The 18231-nt window shown below is 63.1% G+C and carries 15 protein-coding genes; 11 read left to right on the top strand and 4 right to left on the bottom strand.

Going from position 1 to position 18231, the window contains the following annotated elements; translation table 11 throughout:
* From I6F16_RS23080 to I6F16_RS23070, 3 genes are all read right to left on the bottom strand, one after another.
* On the bottom strand, nt 1–1434 hold the full coding sequence (locus I6F16_RS23080; protein WP_036011479.1) for a basic amino acid/polyamine antiporter: 1434 nt from the start codon (nt 1432–1434) through the stop codon (nt 1–3).
* A gap of 144 nt (nt 1435–1578) precedes the next feature.
* Nucleotides 1579–4647, bottom strand: coding sequence for an efflux RND transporter permease subunit (locus I6F16_RS23075; RefSeq protein WP_225112300.1), 3069 nt, complete (start codon nt 4645–4647; stop codon nt 1579–1581).
* Nucleotides 4644–5720, bottom strand: a complete 1077-nt coding sequence (locus I6F16_RS23070; RefSeq protein WP_225174006.1) for an efflux RND transporter periplasmic adaptor subunit — start codon at nt 5718–5720, stop codon at nt 4644–4646. Before I6F16_RS23070 ends, I6F16_RS23075 begins: the two co-directional genes overlap by 4 nt.
* 709 nt (nt 5721–6429) lie before the next feature.
* Here I6F16_RS23070 and I6F16_RS23060 point away from each other — a divergent pair.
* Nucleotides 6430–6933: a DUF1269 domain-containing protein gene (locus I6F16_RS23060; protein WP_225112298.1), complete on the top strand. Its 504-nt coding sequence runs from the start codon at nt 6430–6432 to the stop codon at nt 6931–6933.
* Between the two features lie 18 nt (nt 6934–6951).
* Here the strand turns inward: I6F16_RS23060 and I6F16_RS23055 are convergent, their stop codons facing one another.
* On the bottom strand, nt 6952–7662 hold the full coding sequence (locus tag I6F16_RS23055) for a Bax inhibitor-1/YccA family protein (RefSeq protein ID WP_225112297.1): 711 nt from the start codon (nt 7660–7662) through the stop codon (nt 6952–6954).
* A 238-nt stretch (nt 7663–7900) separates the two neighbouring features.
* Between I6F16_RS23055 and I6F16_RS23050 the strand changes: the two genes are divergently transcribed.
* From I6F16_RS23050 to I6F16_RS23000, 10 genes are all read left to right on the top strand, one after another.
* Nucleotides 7901–8131, top strand: coding sequence for a hypothetical protein (locus tag I6F16_RS23050; protein WP_225112296.1), 231 nt, complete (start codon nt 7901–7903; stop codon nt 8129–8131).
* Between the two features lie 128 nt (nt 8132–8259).
* The gene (locus I6F16_RS23045) at nt 8260–9699 is read left to right on the top strand and encodes a basic amino acid/polyamine antiporter (protein ID WP_225112295.1); all 1440 of its coding nucleotides are present in this window, start codon (nt 8260–8262) and stop codon (nt 9697–9699) included.
* Nucleotides 9700–9729: 30 nt separating this feature from the next.
* Nucleotides 9730–9975: a hypothetical protein gene (locus I6F16_RS23040; protein ID WP_036026659.1), complete on the top strand. Its 246-nt coding sequence runs from the start codon at nt 9730–9732 to the stop codon at nt 9973–9975.
* 29 nt (nt 9976–10004) lie between these two features.
* Nucleotides 10005–11144, top strand: a complete 1140-nt coding sequence (locus I6F16_RS23035) for an AI-2E family transporter (protein WP_225112294.1) — start codon at nt 10005–10007, stop codon at nt 11142–11144.
* Nucleotides 11141–11740: a hypothetical protein gene (locus tag I6F16_RS23030; RefSeq protein WP_036035737.1), complete on the top strand. Its 600-nt coding sequence runs from the start codon at nt 11141–11143 to the stop codon at nt 11738–11740. The genes I6F16_RS23035 and I6F16_RS23030 overlap by 4 nt, the downstream gene beginning before the upstream one ends.
* On the top strand, nt 11741–12226 hold the full coding sequence (locus tag I6F16_RS23025; protein ID WP_225112293.1) for a DUF992 domain-containing protein: 486 nt from the start codon (nt 11741–11743) through the stop codon (nt 12224–12226). It abuts the gene before it with no gap.
* Between the two features lie 147 nt (nt 12227–12373).
* Nucleotides 12374–12931, top strand: a complete 558-nt coding sequence (locus tag I6F16_RS23020) for an HdeD family acid-resistance protein (RefSeq protein ID WP_225174005.1) — start codon at nt 12374–12376, stop codon at nt 12929–12931.
* A 334-nt stretch (nt 12932–13265) separates the two neighbouring features.
* Nucleotides 13266–13505 (top strand): hypothetical protein, encoded by a 240-nt coding sequence (locus I6F16_RS23010; RefSeq protein WP_225112291.1) that lies wholly within the window; start codon nt 13266–13268, stop codon nt 13503–13505.
* A gap of 65 nt (nt 13506–13570) precedes the next feature.
* Entirely contained in the window at nt 13571–14812 is a 1242-nt protein-coding gene (locus I6F16_RS23005; protein WP_225112290.1) for an efflux RND transporter periplasmic adaptor subunit, read from the top strand.
* Nucleotides 14809–18003, top strand: coding sequence for a multidrug efflux RND transporter permease subunit (locus I6F16_RS23000; protein ID WP_225174004.1), 3195 nt, complete (start codon nt 14809–14811; stop codon nt 18001–18003). Before I6F16_RS23005 ends, I6F16_RS23000 begins: the two co-directional genes overlap by 4 nt.
* Nucleotides 18004–18231 lie beyond the last annotated feature (228 nt).

The following is an 18231-nucleotide window of genomic DNA, read 5'->3' as shown; positions in this document are numbered from 1 at the left end:
CTAGATCGTGATGTAGCCGGTCGCGAGGCCGTGAATGCCGACGGCCGCGCCGATCGCAGCCACGATGAAGATGCCCCACTCCACCGGTGCAAAAATCCTCGCCTTCTGTTGGACCCGCGCCCAGACATACAGCGCCGTGCCGGGCACGTAGAGCAGCGCGGATAGCAGCAGGTATTTCATTCCGGCCGCGTAGATCAGGAAGAGTGTGTAGATGACGGCGATGCCGGTGAAGATCAGATCTCGTCTGTGCTCGCCCGCGCTCTTCTCGTACGTCTCGCCGCGCTTCACCAGCAGCAATCCGTAGGCGGCGACCAGGAAGAACGGAATGAGGTTCATGACGCTCGTGAGATTGAGCATCAGCGAGAAGGCATCCCGGGACCAATATGTGCTGATGACGAAGAGCTGCACCACGATATTGGTCAGCCAGAGCGCGGCGGCCGGCACCTTGTTGGCGTTCTCGGTACCGAACACGCGCGGCATGTCCCGGGTTCGACCGGCCGCCGAAAGCACCTCGGCGCAGATCAGCGACCAGGCGAGATAGGCGCCGAGCACCGAGACCAGGAGCCCGATGCTGACGAAGACGGCACCCCAATGTCCGACCACTGCCTCCAGCACCGTGGCCATTGACGGTTGCCGCATGTCTGCAATCTCCGCACGCGGCAGCACGGCATAAGGCAGCATGGTGACGAGCACCATCAGGCTCGTGACGACCAGGAAGCCCATGATCGTCGCCGCGCCGACGTCGGACCGCTCCTTGGCGTAGCGGGAATAGACACTGGCCCCCTCGATCCCGAGAAAGACGAACACCGTGACCAGCATGGTCGCGCGGATCTGCTCGAAAAGTCCCGTGTCCGGCATGCCCTCGCCGCCCCAGAAATTGGCACGGAACAGGTCGGCCTTGAAGGCAAGGATCAGGATGACGATGAAGATCAGGATCGGCACGATCTTGGCGATGGTGACGATCGTATTGATCGCGGCGGCCTGCTGCACCCCGCGCAGGATCATGAAGTGGAACAGCCAGATCCCGATCGAGGCTACGACGATCGCGATGACCGTATTGCCGTCGCCGAACACGGGAAAGAACGCGCCCAGGGTCGATTTGATGAGGACCCAGTAGGACACGTTGCCGATGCAACTTCCCATCCAGTAACCGAGCGCCGACAGGAATCCGGGATAGTCGCCAAAGCCCTCTTTCGCATAGGCATAAACACCGGCATCCAGACCAGGCTTTCGCTCGGCCAGAGACTGGAACACGCGCGCCATGGTGTACATGCCACCGCCTGCGATGCACCAGGCGAGGATGGCGCCGAAGGGACCGGTTGCGGTGCCGAAGGTTCTGGGCAGCGAGAAGATGCCGGAGCCGACCATGGAGCCGACGACCATTCCCGTCAGTGCGAACAATGAGAGCTTCTGGGCCGATGTCGTCGCAGTCATTGAATGGCCTCGAAGAGCGAGCGAAGACCGACGCCGTCACCGATGTCTCGAACGATGCGTTGCCGACCTCCTCATTTCGAGATCGAACCATGCGCCGTGGCCTCGGCCCGGCCCATCAGGTGATTACCTAGTCGCTGCCCGGGATTACCCTCGCGCCGGGCTGGAAGCATCGGAAGCTGGCGCCATTTCTTTCCCGCCGAACCAGGCGACATACAAGGTCGGCAGCAGCACCAGAGTTAGAACGGTTGCGACGAGCAGGCCGCCCATGATCGCAAAGGCCATCGGCCCCCAGAAGACGGTCGGCGCTATCGGGATCATGCCGAGTACGGTTGAGACGGCCGTCAGCATGATCGGACGAAAGCGGGAGCTGCTTGCATCCACTGCCGCCTGCCAGGGCCCCTTCCCTTGCAAGCGCTCCGCCTCGATTTGCCCGATCAGGATCACCGCGTTCTTGCTAATCATGCCAAGCAGCGCCAACACGCCGAGGATGGCGACGAAGCCCAGCGGCCGCCCGGACACGAGCAGCGCCGCGACGACGCCGATCAGGCCGAGCGGCGCGACGCTAACGACCATCAATAATCGCGGGAAGCTCTGCAGCCGCACCATCAGCACCGTAAACATGACGAACAACATCATCGGTACGACTGCCATCACGGACGACCTCGAATTTCGGCTCTCCTCCACCGTGCCGCCGACCACGACATCGTACGAACGCGGCAGAGTGGCCTTCAGCTTGGCGATAGCGGGAGCCAGCCGATTGACCACCGTCTCCGGCGGCATCTCGTCGGGAACGGCGGCCCGCACCGTCAGGGTCGGCATGCGATCGCGCCGCCAGATCAGCGGAAACTCCTGACCGTATTCAAAGATGGCAAACTGGCTCAGCGGAACGGTCTGCCCTCCCGGGATCGGCACCTGCAGCGTCCGCAAGCTCGGCAGCGAGACGCGCTGCTCGTCCGTTGCGCGGGCCAGCACATCGACGAGGTAGATATCGTCCCGCACCTGGGTCACGGGCAGGCCGGAGATCACGGTGTTCAGAACGATTGAGATCGCCTGCGAGCTCAGGCCGAGACGGCGCGCCTCATCCTGGTTGACGCGAACGCGGATCTGGCGATCCGGCTCCATCCAGTCGAAATTGAGGCTCTTGGCCCTCGGATCGGAGCCGACGATCCGCGCGACTTCGACCGCGATGTCACGCACGAGCTCGACGTCGGGACCGCTGACGCGATACTGCAGCGGCCATCCCACGGGGGGACCGAGCCCAAGCGGCGAAACCGAGGAGATCGCGTTCGGGAATTCTTCCACAAGGAACCGTTCCAGCTTGGCATGCAGGCGCTCGCGTGCCGCGACGTCTTTGGCCACAACGACCGCCTGGGTGAAGAAGTCATTCGGCAGCTCGACGCTGAGCGGCAGATAGAAGCGGATCGCACCGCGCCCGACATTGGTACTCCAATGACCAACGTCGGGATCACCGGTCAGTACTTGATCGAGGCGCTTGGCCGCCGCCTCGCTGGCGTAAATCGATGCATTCTGCGGCAGGCCGATGTCCACGAGAAGTTCCGGCCGGTCGGACAATGGAAAGAACTGCTGCGGAACCAGCGGAAGCGCGAGCACGGAAGCGAGAAAAAGCGCAACCGTCGCGCCGATCGTCAGCCATTTGGCGCGGATCGCCAGGACCAGGAAGCGCCGGTACAGGCGAAAGGCCATTCCCGGCGCATCGGCTGTGGTCTTGGGCGGCGCGAGGATAGCGACGCCGAGCAGCGGCGTGAAGATGACGGCGACGAACCACGACGCCAGGAGAGCGATCGTAACCACCACAAACAGCGAGAACGTGTATTCGCCGGCCGCGCTGGCTGCAAAGCCCACCGGAATGAACCCGGCGATCGTTACGAGTGTGCCCGTGAGCATGGCGAATGCATGCGTGCGAAAGGCGTAGGCCGCGGCCGCGATCTTGCCGTCGCCCAGCGCCAACCGATTAAGCGTGGCGTCCGTCGTCGTCATGGCATCGTCGACCAGCAGCGCGAGCGCGATGATGAGAGCGCCGAGTGAAATTCGCTGCATATCGACGCGAAGAAGTTCCATGCTGGGAAACACGATCGCGAGCGTAAGCGGAATAGCCAGTGCGATGATGAGGCCCGGCCGAACGCCGAGGCTGATGAAGCTCACGACGAGGATGATCGCGATCGCCTGCACCAGCGAGGTCATGAACTCGCGGATCGCTTTGTCCACCACGACGGCCTGGTCGGCCACGAGGCTCGGTTCGATTCCGATCGGCAGATCGGCCGTGATCTCTGCCATCACCGCCTTGATGTTCCTGCCGAGAACGAGAATATCGCCGCCCTCGCGCATCGCGATCGCGAGCCCGATCGCTGGACGACCGCCGACCCGGAACAGCGGTTGCGGCGGATCGGCATAGCCTCGCCGTACCGTCGCGAGATCGCTCAGACGTAGCGTGCGACCGCCCGCGCTGAAGTTGATGTCGGCAATGTCCTGCTCCGACTGGAACGCCCCGGACACCCGAAACGAAATTCGCTCGGTCCCGGTCTGGATGGTGCCGGCCGGGCTCACGATATTCTGTGCCTGCAGGGCGGCGATCAGAGCCGTGCGATCGACCCCGAGACTTGCGAGTTGCCGTTTCGAGAACTCGACGAAGATCACTTCGTCCTGCGCACCCAGCAGTTCGATCTTCGCGACATCGGGCACGTCTAGAAGACGCGAGCGGACCGCCTCGACCCGGTCACGCAGCTCGCGCTGGGTAAATCCATCACTGGTGAATCCATAGATGATCCCGAACGTGTCGCCGAAATTGTCATTGAACGCTGGCCCCACGATGCCCGCCGGCAGCGTGTGACGGATGTCCCCGATGGATTTCCTCACCTGGTACCAGGTATCGGAGACGTCCCTTGCGTTGGCGCTCCCCTTCAAGTTCACGAAGATAGTGGTGAGACCGGCCCGAGTGAAGCTGCGCAGGAAGTCCAGATGTGGCGTCTCTTGCAACCGCCGCTCGAGCCGTTCGGTCACCTGCTTCATCGTCTCTTCGGCCGTCGCTCCAGGCCAGGCCGCTTGAACAACCATAGTCCTGATGGTGAATGCAGGATCTTCGTTCCGGCCCAGCCGCAGATAGGACAGCACGCCGGCGATGACGGCGGCAATCATCAGATAAATGACGAGCGAGCGGCGCCCGAGCGCCCATTCCGAGAGGTTGAGCCCGGTCATGGCTCCGACCCAAGGACGCGCACCCGCTGACCCGGATGAAGTGCCTGGACGCCCGCGGTCACCACGACCTCGCCTATGTCCAAACCTTGCGAGATGATCACCTGCGCCTGATCGAACCTCAAGACGTCGACATTGCGGATGGCGACCGTCTTCGTCGCGGGATCCAGGATCCAGACCGCCGGCTGGCGATTCATCCTGGTCGGCGCCGTTGCCGGAATGTCGATCATTGGTCCGGCGCTCATCTCGACGCGCCCCGTGACAGTCGCCCCCAGCCGCATCGCGGCAGGGGGATCGCGAAGTCCTATCTTGATCTCAAAGGTTCGCGTGACCGGATTGGCCTGCGCGGCAACCTGCCGGATACGCCCTTCCGCAGTCACCGCTGGATCGTCGGTTAGACTGACGCTCACCAGCAGATTGGCCGGTGCCGCGCGGACGAATTGAGCCGGCATGTCGAAGACCGCGTCTCGGCCATCCTGCCGCGCGATCCGCGCAATCGTCTGTCCGGCCTGGACGACCTCTCCGGCGGCGGGCCCCGTTTCGGTTATCTTGCCCGGTGCATCGGCCCGCAGCTCGGTGAAGCTGACCTGGTCGTGGGCGGAATTCAACTGAGCTTCGGCCATTTCAACATTCGATTGCGCAGTCTGTTGCGCCTGCGTCGCGGCCTCGAAGTTGGCGCGCGTGGTCCATCCCTGCGCCAACAGAGTCTGCTGGCGTTCGAAATGATTGCGTGCCTGAGTGAGCTGGCCCTGAGCTGCGGCAAGAGCGGCCTGCGCCTGCCGCAACGCGCTGAGTTGGTCCTGCGATTCAAGCTGCGCCAACAGCTGGCCGGCCTCGACGCGTTCACCGAGCCGGATGTCGCTCGAGTGCAGCCGACCGGAAATTCGAAATGCCAGATTCACTTCGTCTTCGGCTTCGATGCGGCCGGAAAATGTGAGGGGCGTGAGTTGATCCCGCTTCTCGACTGTCATGGTGCGGACGGGACGCGCCGGCGCTGGAAGGGAGTCCGTCGCCGCCTCCCTCTCACAGGCGACCAGCAACAGCGCAGAAACCCCTGCAACAAGCGTCGTACTCATTGACCGCAGCTGCATGAATCGACCCATCCGTGCCGCTGAGGATTTTGCGGAGAATTCATCCCGCTTGTATCGGTAAATCTACTGAGCATCCGCGGGTGCAATCGTGAACGAACATCCGGCGGAGCCGAAAGATTCCGGCAGCGAAGACAGGCGATCACCCGACAGCCCAAGCGCGCAGACGGTGCATAAGCCTGCAGCTGCCGCCGTTGCGGCGCATGCGACCCCTTCGTCAAAGCCGCGGCGGGTTTGACGAGCCTGCGATCCGCGGCTCGACGTGATTGCTCAACGACAAGGAGAAACCAAGATGACAAAGCTGGCTTTGCTCTCCGCTGCCGTCTTCATTGCGCTCAGTGCCATGGGCTCGTGGACGCCAGGACAAGCGCAGGATCTGGCATGGTGCAGAAAGTTCAGGGGAACGCTGACCTGTATGTATGACACTCGTGCCCAATGCCGCGCGTCGGTGAGCGGGCGGTCCGGCACCTGCGTCCCGAATCCGCGCCGCTAGATGCCGGAATTGATCGCCGAGGTCGCATCGATCGGGCGGCGCCAGCAATTTCACTTTGCGCCGCCCCTTCGGGACCCAGTCTACAGCGTCCAATCTCATTCGGAACATTCCCCACCGGGACCGAGGGTTTTCTCCGATCCCCTGAGGCAGCTCTCGCGGGGTAGCTTCCTCGGGTCCGCTTGCATGCTCCAACGGGAGGTCTTCATGTCAGATCTGGTCGCCATCGTATATCCGTCCGAGGCGAAGGCCGAGGAAGTGCGTCAGCGATTGCTCAAGCTGCAGAAGGAGTATCTGATCACGATCAGTGACGCCGTGATCGCCGTAAAGACGGACCAGGGCAGCATCAAGCTCAACCAACTCGTCAACACGACCGCCATGGGCGCGGTGACGGGAAGCTTCTGGGGCCTTTTAATCGGTGTCCTCTTTCTCAATCCGATCCTCGGAGTTGCCGTCGGCGCAGCGTCGGGTGCACTCGGCGGCGCTCTTTCGGACGTCGGAATCGACGATGCCTTTATGAAGGGTCTCTCCGCCAGCCTTCAGCCCGGCAACGCCGCCCTGTTCGTCCTGATCAAGCACATGACCGCCGACAAGGTGATCAAGGAGATCAAGGACGCGGGCGGCGTCGTACTCAAGACCTCCCTCGACGAGACGAAGGAAAAGGCGTTGCGCGATGCCCTCGCCAGCACGGTGGAGCGGCCGGCGGCCTGAGCCGCCGCCCTTCCCTTCTCAACGGCGGCCGCCCGCAAGACGCAGCAGCATCAGGAACAGGTTGAGGAAATTGAGATAGAGCGACAGCGCGGCAAGGACCGACTTTCGCCCCGAAGCGGTTTGGTCATCCGCGCCGTCGTACATCGCCTTGATCCGTTGCGTGTCATAGGCCGTCAAGCCGGCAAACACGCCGACTCCTACGATCGAGATCAGCCAGTCGAGCGCAGTCGACCACAGGAACAGGTTGACGACGCTCGCGAAGATGATCCCAATCAGCCCCATGAACAGGAAGGTACCCAATCCCGAAAGGTCGCGCCGGGTCGTGTAGCCGAAGACGCTGAGCCCGCCGAACATTGCAGCAGCGATCACGAAGACGCGGGTTATCGACGAACTGGTGTAGATGTGTAGTAGGATCGAGAGCGAGATACCGACCAGGGCAGCATAGAAGAAGAACAGCAGGCGCGCAGTTGGCACCGACAATGTCTCGATGCGCGAGCTGAGAAAGAACACCAACCCAAGCGGCGCCAGGATGAAAACCCACATCAGCGGGCTCTGCAGCAGCGCGGGGCCGGTGACCTGATAGGTCAGGCCGGCGGCGACGGCGGTCAGGGCGACACCCGCGGCCATGTAGCCATAGATCCGCAACATGTACTGGCGCAGTCCGGCATCCACGGTGATCCGGCCGCCGACGACGTCTGTCGCCGCCAAGTTCTGATCGAGATTCGACATCGCATCCTCCTGTGCAGCCCCCTAAAGCGCGACCACGCTAGGCTCTGCTTCGACGGAACAACATCGGACAATCACCCGAAGACATCAGGTGAAAACCACTCTTGCCCGAATGGGGACGGCATGGCGCTGATTGCCGATCCGTAAGACTGGAACCTGCTTCGGGGTCGTAAGACTTTTGACTGAGGCACCTTGCGCTTTTGTCACTGGAGACCGGAGGCGCGATGACCTAACCGGAGGCATGCGCTTCTTCTTCCATATCACCGATCGATACGGCGTCTCGCCCGACACGATCGGATGCGATCTTAGCGAGCAGGATGCGGCCGTCCTACATGCCAGACGCCTGGCCGCCGAACTCGCTAAGTCCGGCGAGTTCTTCCGTGGCAGCGTCGTGCTGGTCGCGCGGGATACGTTGCCGACGTCCTGGCACAAGGGCGGGGACGACACCACCGCTTCCCGTGGCGATATCTGAATCGGCGGCCACCGATTTCCTGCCTCTCATCCTACAGACAATCCCTGATATGCGCACGCGGGAGGCGGCTCTAAGGTTCCGGGAGGGAGGCCGCGAATGCAGCCGCCTCGGATCGGAAGGCATCCATCATGGCTGCTTCGACAAGCGAGGCCGATCAGAAGCTTTCGCGCAATGCGCTGATCGCCCTGGTGATCGGGTCGATGGTCGGCTCCGGCATCTTCGCATTGCCGGCTCAGTTCGGGCGCACCACCGGCGCTTTGGGAGCGATCATTGCCTGGATGATTGCTGGCACCGGCATGTTGACTCTGGCCTTTGTGTTCCAATCGCTATCCCGGCGCAAGCCGGAGCTCGATGCGGGCATCTACGCCTATGCCAAAGCCGGTTTCGGTGACTACATCGGCTTTGCGTCCGCCGCCGGCTACTGGATCGGCTGTTGTCTAGCCGACGTCGCCTGCCTCATCCTGATCAAGGCCACGCTCGGCCAATTCTTCCCCGTGTTCGGCGACGGCACCACGCCGGTAGCCATCGCTTCGGCCTCCGTGCTGCTTTGGAGCGTCCATATTCTGGTGCTGCGCGGCATCAAGGGGGCTGCCGCGCTCAACATGGTCACAACTTTCGCGAAGATCATCCCCATCGTGCTGTTCATCGTGGTGGCTGCGGCCGCCCTGAACCGCGGGCTTTTCTCCGACAATTTCTGGGGAACAACCGAGCCCGACGCCGGGCAGGTGTTGAGCCAGGTCCGCAGCACGATGCTGCTCACGGTGTTCGTCTTCGTCGGCATCGAGGGCGCGAGCGTGTATTCGCGTTACGCACGAAGGCGCGACGACATCGGTATCGCGACGGTCACCGGCTTTCTGACCGTTCTCTGCCTTCTCGTGCTCGTGACACTCCTGTCCTACGGCATCCTGCCGCGGAGCGGGCTCGCGGACCTGCCGACACCATCGATGGCAGGCGTGATGGAGGCCATGGTCGGCCGCTGGGGCGGTGTGTTCATCAGTATCGCATTGCTGATCTCGATCCTCGGCAATTACCTGTCATGGTCCCTCCTTGCGGCCGAGATCCTGCACTCAGCGGCCATTCAGCGCACGATGCCGGCCTTTCTGGCGCGCGAGAACGCTTACAAGGTCCCTGTCGGCGCGCTCTGGCTCACCAACTGCGTGATCCAGACGTTGCTTCTTGTGAGCTGGTTCGCCGAATATGCCTTCACGCTCGCCCTCAAGATGACGAGCGCAATGACACTGGTCCCGTATTTCCTCGTGGCGGCTTACGGCCTGAAGCTCGCATGGACCGGTGAGGCCTATGCTTCCGGCGAGCGCGCCCGCACCAGCGAGGGGATCTTCGCGGCCGTCGCGACGCTCTACGCGGCGGGAATGATCTACGCGGGCGGGGCGAAATTTCTCCTGCTGTCCGCGATCCTCTACGCGCCGGGAACGCTGCTGTTCCTGATCGCCAAGCGCGAACGCAAGGAGCGGCTTTTCAAGCCGGTCGAGTCCGTCCTGTTCGGCGCGGTGGCCATCGCCGCGGGGATCGGAATCTACGGCCTGGCTGTCGGAGCCATCGCGATCTGACCGATTGTCGCTGACCGCATGGAGGGGAGGATGAAGATGTGGATCAACTATCGTACCCTGTTCCTCACCGCAGTCGTAGCCGCCACTCTGCCGTCAAGCATTTCCCCGGCTCAGCCGAAGGACGATACCGTGGCCGCGCCGAAGCAAACCGGCACGGCCGCCCCGGGCGATGCGAGGCCCAACATCAACACCAACACGAATCCATTCAAGCATCGCTATTGGCGTCATCGCGGCGGCAAGCATCCGCATTTTGGCAGCCGCCGCGTTCGCTCGTGAGGCGTGACCACATGACGGCGGACCGATCGATGAGCGACGCCAGGGTCGGATCCGAGCGGGTCCGCGGCCTCGTTCGGAATGAGAGCCCGATCGACGAGTCGGTCCAACCCGGACGACCGAGCCTGCTTGCGATCGGCCTCACCGTGCTCGTCGTGGCCGTGGCCCTCTTCCTGGTCTGGCAAACGGTATCGAGTCTCTTGATCGTGTTCGCTGGCGTGCTTTTCGCAGCCTTTCTCGATGCCGCAGCCCGGGCTCTGGCGCCGGTTCTTCCTCTCAGCCGCGTCTGGCGTCTGACGCTCGTTCTCCTGCTGCTGTCGGCGCTGGCAGGCTTCGGGCTGGCCTGGGGGACCGGTAAGCTGCCGGAGCAGACGCGTGTGCTGCTGAAAGTCATGGATGCCCAGGTCGACATCCTGCAAGAGCATTTGTTGTCTTATGGCGTGGATCTGCTCGGCCCGGAATGGGGGCGTGACTTCGCGCAGTGGCTGTTCGCCGACCAGGGTCGGTTCCTCAGCCATGCGCAATTCCTGCTCGGCGGCGCCTCGAGCCTTTTGACCGCCGTGCTCGTGATCTTGTTCCTCGGCATTCTCTTCGCCTTCGATCCCATCAGCTACCGCGACAGCGTGGTCGTGCTGGTCAGGCAATCTTACCGGGCCCGCGCGCGCGAGGTGATGGACGAGATGGGCACCGTGATGCGGCTGTGGTTCGTCGGCCAGTTGATCCGCATCATCCTGATGACGCTCTTCGTCTGGTTTGCCCTTTATCTCATCGGCCTGCCTGGCCCATTCGTTCTCGGATTGCAGGCGGGATTATCGAACTTCATCCCCTATCTTGGGCCAATCGTCGCAGCGATCCCGATCGCGCTCGTTGCGATGCCGCTCGGAGCCTCGCCGCTGATCTGGGCGGTCGCGGTCTACACCATCATCCAGTCGATCGAAGGTTATGTCATCGGCCCGCTGATTCAGCGGCATGCGGTCGAGACCCCGCCAGCCTGGACCCTGGTCGCCATCGTCCTGCTCGGCGCCTTGTTCGGTGTCATGGGCATCGCGCTCGCGATGCCGCTCGTCGCGGTCGGACGGGTGGCGATCATCAGGTTGTATGTCGAGGACTATCTCGGAGACAGGATCGAACCGGCAACGACCGATCCCCCAGTCCTGGGTGAGCAGCCATGAGCGAAACGGATGCACAGCAGCGTGAAGACCACGTGCCTCAACAGGCTCGCTCGGGGATGGGGCGTCTTGTCTGGCAGCAGCTTCCGTACGCCGTCGCGTTGCTGCTCGCCATCGCAGGAGTTGCCTATACCAACGTCTCGCACCAGCCGCTGATCGGCTATTGGGAATTCCTGGCGCTGGCGATCGGGGTGGTCTGCGTCATCACCAAATGGCCGGAGATCGAAGGCAGGGAGGGTCAGATTCGTCTGATCTGGACCCAGGCGCTGCACTGGATCGCCGTCCTGATCACGATGAACATCATCCTGGTCTCCGGCGTTCAGCAACTGCTCCCGACGCCGGCAACCGGTCTCGTCCTGCTGACGCTGCTCGCGCTCGGCACATTCCTCGCAGGCATCAGCCTGTTGTCATTGCAGATCGCTTTTCTCGGCCTTGCAATGGGCGCAGCCGTCCCGGCGATCTCGTGGCTGAAGCAATCCATCTTCTTCTTCCTGCTCGGCGCCGTGCTGCTGATCGGGCTGGCCATTTCGTTCTGGCTACGCCGGGACGGCGGCCCGCCGCGGGCCCCGACCGAAACAAAACACCAGGCGGAGGCTTGAATGCGACAATTGCCATATCTCGCGGCCGTCGGCGCAGTGGCGGTGCTGTTGACGATTCCCTCGCCCGCAGGAGCCGAGAGATTTAGAATGGGCAGGCTGCTATGCTTCTCGGAGCCGCGCGTCGGACTGGTGCTCGGATCGACGCAGTCGCTGCGCTGCGTGTTCGATGGGGTGCGCCCTGCCCGCCGCTACATCTACGAGGGACGGATCAGACGCCTCGGCCTTGATCTCGGCGTGACCAGCGCCGGCACGCTGTCCTGGGCCGTTTTCGCAAGGAGTTCGCGGATTGGTGCCGGCACTTTGCGCGGCAGCTATGTGGGCGCGAGTGGCAATTTCGCTCTAGGCCCCGGCCTCGGCGCCAACGTCCTGATTGGCGGCTCGCGCAGGAGCATCATGCTCCAGCCGATCTCGATCGAACGCTCGATCGGGCTCAATCTCGCGGCCGGCGTGACCCATCTGACACTGGGCCCGCGCGGACCGCGATGAGCCGTGTCCGCTCAGGAAAGGTCGCAACAAGTTGGAATGAGAATATTCCCGCCCCTCAACTCCGGGTTTCGTCCGATGTTGGACCTGCTGGTTCAAGTCTAGGATCGAAGGCGTGTCGATCGGAGCGTGAGCACCCAGGAGGTTCGCATGACCGTCTACGACAGCCGCGACGATCTCAACACGCTGGGTGCCCCACCGCTATGGGCTTGCGCTCTCCTCGGAATTGTCCTGATCGCCGCCGGCCTCCTCGCCCTCGGCGATCTCGCCTTCGCCACGATCATCAGTGTCAAGTTCATTGGGCTCACCGCAATCGCTGCCGGCGCCTTCGAGATCGCGCATGCGTTCTGGACAAAGGGTTGGGGCAGTTTCCTGTGGCGGATCATTCTCGGTGCGCTCTACCTCGCATTCGGCCTGATCCTTCTCACCCAGCCGGTGTCGGGTGCACTGATCCTGACCTATTTCCTCGGCGCGCTGCTATTCGCATCCGGCGTCGTTCGATGCGTGCTGAGTTTCGCCTATTGGCGACAGAACGGCTGGATGATGCTGATCTCTGGCGTCTTCGCCATCGTCGCCGGCGTGCTCATCCTGTTCGGCTTCCCGGACATTAGCGTCTGGGCGCTCGGCTTCCTGCTCGGCGTCGACCTGATCTCACATGGCCTCGCATGGCTGCTCTACGCCCTGCAATCGCTGCGATCGACTGCGTGACAGAGGAGGACGACACATGGTTGGTTCCAGCCGCCGAGCCTTCCTAGGCTTTGCAACGAGCGCCCTTGCCGCTGCCGCGCTCGGCGCCACCGGCGTGCGCTTGATCGACGTTGCCGAAGCGCTGCCGATCGATCCAGATCCGCGACGCGCCACCACGTCGTCAGAACTGATCAAGACGCAGTGGGGACCGCCTCCGCGACCCGGCTGGGGCCCTCCACCGCGCCGTCGCCGCCACCGGCGCTGGGTCTGCTGGTGGCATCGCGGCCGACGTCGCTGCGGTTGGCGTTGGGTCTAGGCGGGTCTCCGAAGCCTTGCGAAGCTGATGGAGGTAACGATGCGCGACAGGAACCAATGGGCGATCGCCGCCTTGCTGGCCGGTCTGCTGGTCGGGGCGAGCTGGTTTTGCGTGTCGGTCTGGCGATCGACGCCGATGCCCCTCTATGGAAACGTCATCCTGACCGGAGCCGTGATTCTCATCCTGATCTTAGGCTGCGGCCTGATCGCGCTGATGTTCTACAGCCATCGCAAAGGTTACGACGAACCAGCCCGCAGCAACTGGACGCAGCGCGAGTAATGCAGTCCGCCAGACGCCGAACGAAGTGACGTCGGCGTTCGGAGCTCTGGAACACGGAGCGGACCATGAACCTTGCTGACGTCGCGACCAGATTACTGGCGGCAGGATTGGTTACGGTCTCGATCGGCGGGACTGTCCGGACCCAGCCGACGCCTTCCACGCCTGCCGTCGGCGTTGTGGAGGCAACGCGCCGGCTGATCACCGAAAGCAACGAGTTCCTCGGCCGAGTTGAGGCGGTCAACCGGGTCAACGTGACGGCCCGTGTCACCGCCGCTCTGGAGCAGCGGCTGTTCAACGAGGGTGCCGAGATCAAAAAGGGCGACCAGCTCTATCGGCTGGAGCGCGGCCCATTCGAGGCCGATCTCGCAGCCAAGCAGGCGCAGGTGGCGCAACTCGAGGCGATGCTGGAAAACGCCAGGCTGACGACGGAGCGCGCGCACACCCTTCTCGGCGGGCCGGCCGGGCAGCAATCGACCTATGACGCCGCGCTCGCCACCCAGCGCAGCTTACAGGCCCAGGTCCAGGCTGCCCAGGCGCAGGTCCAGGCCTCCCAAATCAATCTCGACTACACCGTCATCAATGCTCCGATCGACGGCAAGATCGGTCGCACGGCGGTAACCGAAGGCAACATCGTCGGGCCCTCCTCCGGCGTGCTGACCACGATCGTCAGCCAGGACCCGATGCACGTCACTTTCCCGGTGCCGCTGCGAGAGGGGCTCGAGCTGCGCGAGCGGTACCTCCCACAAGGCGGTCTCGAGGCGGTGACGATCAGGCTGCGGCTGCCGGACGGCCGTATGTACGGTCAGTCCGGCAGACTGAACTTCGTCGACAACAGCATCGCCCAGAATACCGACACGATCATGGTCCGCGGCGAGATTGCCAACCCGATCTTGCGCGCCCCGTCTGCCGCAGGCGTGACCGCGCACGAGCTGACCGACGGCGAGTTCGTCACCGTTCTGCTCGAAGGCGTCCAGCCGATCGAAGTACTTGCGATCCCACGCGCGGCGGTGTTGTCCGACCAGCGCGGCGACTATGTTCTCGTCGTCGGCAAGGACAATAAGGCAGAGGAGCGGCGCGTTCAGCTCGGACAATCGACCGCAACAATTGCCGCCGTCATCGGCGGGCTTGCTGCCGGCGACAAGGTGATCGCCGAAGGGTTGCAGCGGGTTCGCGCGGGTCAGACCGTCGCTCCGGATGCAGCAAGCGCACTCCTGCGGTCGAGCATGGACGGCGCAGCGAGCGAGGCGCCACCGCGGAGCGGCCGCGGCACTCCGATCCGGCCCCACGCCGCGGACCGCACTCCATGATATCGGGCGTCTTCGTCGATCGTCCGCGCCTTGCGATAGTGATCGCACTTCTCATCACCATTGCCGGCGCGTTGGCACTCACGCAAATTCCCGTGGCGCAATTTCCGGATATCGTGCCGCCGCAGGTGACCGTCTCCGCGACCTTCCCAGGCGCGTCCGCCGAGGTCGTGGAAAGCAGCGTCGCCCAGCCTCTCGAAGCACAGGTGATCGGCGTCGACCGCGCGCTCTACATGAAATCGACAAGCGGCAATGACGGCAGCTACACGCTCACCATTTCGTTCGCGCATGGCACCAATGCCGACATCAACACGGTCAACGTCAATAATCGCGTGCAGAGCGCCCTGTCGCAGTTGCCGACGGAGGTGCAGCAGCAAGGCGTGAGGGTGCAGAAGCGATCCTCGTCGATCCTGCAGTTCCTCGTGCTCTACAGCGCCGACGGCCAGCAGGATCCCCTCTTCATCACCAACTACGCCATCATCAACGCGCTGGACGCGATCGCGAGCACGCCGGGCGTCGGCCAAGCGAACCTGTTCGCAAAGATGAACTATTCGATGCGAATCTGGTTCGATTCGCGGCGGCTCACCAGCCTCAGCTTGACCCCGTCGGACGTGATTGCCGCGATCCGCGCGCAGAGCGTCCAAGCGGCCGTCGGCCGCATCGGCGCGCGGCCGATCAGCGACGATCAGCAGTTCCAATTCAACGTGCAGACCCTCGGCCGACTCGCCAGCGCCGATCAATTCGCCAACATCGTGCTACGCGCCAATCCCGATGGATCCTCGCTGCTGGTGAAAGACGTCGCGCGCGTCGAGATCGGTGCGCAAAACGTCGACAGCGAGGCGCGGATCGACGGGCGCGCCGCCGTTCCGATCGCAGTCTACCTTGCGCCGGGAGCGAACGCGGTGACCACGGCGCGAGCGGTGGCCGAGACGATGCAACGGCTGTCAACGCGATTTCCGCCTGGACTGAGCTATCTCGTCCAATACGATTCCACGAGCTTCGTTCGGGACACGATCGCGGAGGTCTTGCGGACACTGGCCGAAGCCTTCGTCCTCGTGATGCTGGTCGTCTATATCTTCCTCGGTAGTCTCCGTGCGACGGTGATCCCGGCCATCGCAGTACCGGTGAGCCTGATCGGCACGTTCGCAGTTCTGCTCGCGTTCGGCTATTCGGCCAATACGGTATCGCTGCTCGCGATGGTCCTCGCCATCGGCATCGTCGTCGACGATGCCATCGTCGTCGTGGAGAATGTCGAGCGCGTCATGGCGGCGGAACCAAGCCTGGCTCCAGCCGAGGCCACCAAGAAAGCCATGACCCAGATCACCGCGCCGATCATCGCGATCACTCTGGTGCTGCTCTCCGTCTTCGTGCCGATCGCGTTCATTCCCGGCATTTCGGGCACGTTGTTCCGTCAGTTCGCCGTGACGATCAGCGCCGCAATGTTGATTTCGGCGCTGAACGCCCTGACGCTATCCCCTGCACTGTGCGCGCTGCTGATGCGCCACGGCAGACGGCCCCGCGGCATCATCGGACGTGTACTCGGCGGCATCGACTGGTTGCGCGAGCGCTACGGCAACGGCGTCCGCTACCTCGTGCGCCGGGCCGCGCTCTCGCTGCTGCTGGTTGCCGTCTTCGCCGCCGGCGTCTTCGGTGTCTCGATCATTACTCCGACGGGATTCCTGCCGGAGGAGGACCAGGGCGCCTTCTTCACCTCCGTACAACTGCCCGACGGCGCGTCGGTCGCGCGCACCAGCCAGGTTACGCGCCAGATCGAAGACGTCCTGAAACAGATGCCGGCCGTCGATCACGTGCTCGCGGTGATCGGCTTTTCACTGCTCGATGGCGTCTCCCAATCGAACAGCGCACTGGTGGTGGCGCGGCTCAAGCCATTTTCCGACCGGACGGCGGCCGCAGACTCGGCGCAGGCGCTAATCTCCAGGACATTCGCAGCCGGTGCCCAGGTACGACAAGCCAATGTGCTGCCGTTCAACCTGCCGCCGATCATCGGCCTCTCCACCGGCGGCGGATTCGAGTACCAGCTTCAAGCTCTGGAAGGACAGGGCCCAGCCGCGATTTCGAGCGTGACAAACGCCCTGATCGGCGCCGCCAACGCCGATTCGCGGCTCACGCGGGTGTTCTCGACCTTCACCGCGACCAATCCGTCGCTCTATCTCGACGTCGACCGGCGAAAGGCCCAAGCGCTGGGCGTCGCGGTCAATGACATCTTCATGGCGCTGCAGGCGACGCTCGGCGGCGTCTACGTCAACAACTTCAACCTGTTCGGACGCACCTGGCAGGTCAACGTTCAGGGTGACGCATCCGATCGCGCCCACGTCTCGGATATCTGGCGGATCTACGTGCGCAACAACAAAGGCGAGATGGTGCCGATGCGGGCGCTGGCCGACGTCATGGTCGTAACCGGGCCGCAGGTCATCACTCGCTACAACAATCATCGTTCCGTGACGGTGAACGGAAGCCCTGCGCCGGGGACCTCTTCGGGCACCGCGCTATCCGCGATGGCGCAGATCTCCGACACCGTGCTGCCGTCCGGCTACGACTTCGCCTGGACCGGCACCGCCTTTCAGGAGCAGGGAGCGGCAGGTCAGACCGGAATCGTGCTCGCGCTGGCCGTGATGTTCGCCTATCTGTTCCTGGTCGCACTTTACGAGAGCACGGTGATCCCGATCCCGGTGCTGCTGTCGGTGGTCGTCGGTGTGCTCGGATCTTATCTCGGCATCATGACTGCGCGCCTCAATCTCGACCTCTATGGCCAGATCGGCCTCGTTGTGCTGATCGCTCTTGCCGCCAAGAACGGCATCCTGATCGTCGAGTTTGCGAGGGAACAGCGGGAGGCGGGTATCCCGATCTATGAGGCCGCGGTTCAGGGTGCCCATATGCGTTTTCGTGCGGTCATGATGACGTCACTTGCGTTCATCCTCGGCCTTCTGCCGCTGGTCATTGCGACCGGAGCTGCCGCGCTGAGCCGCAGAGCAGTGGGCACCGCTGTCTTCGCTGGTATGCTCGCAGCAAGCTCGATCGGGATCTTCCTGGTGCCGATGCTCTACGTCACCTTCGAGCGCATACGGGAGCGCGCGAAAAGGCACAATCAAAAGCGGCTAAGAATGCCCGATCCTAACAAAAACATAGAACGTAACGAAAGAATGTCGTCTGGCTTAGATGAGCTACTTCGATGATTGAGGAGTACGCTGCCGGATTACGAGAGATTATTAGTAAGCTGCGCAGAAAGTTGAACCAAGTTTACCCGGGTAGAGCTTTCATAGAGCGCTATTTCCACAGTTGGCACCCCGATTCCTGCTCCGCCGGTGTACAGAGAATCCCTAATGTACGGGACAGACGGCGTCTCTAAGCTGGCGGACTGGAAGGCTCGGGGACCCCGCTCAATCCGCGGGACGTTCTTCTAT

This window comes from Bradyrhizobium sp. IC4060 (assembly GCF_020193715.1).
GTDB lineage: Bacteria > Pseudomonadota > Alphaproteobacteria > Rhizobiales > Xanthobacteraceae > Bradyrhizobium > Bradyrhizobium yuanmingense.
This window is presented reverse-complemented; position numbering and strand designations above follow the sequence as displayed.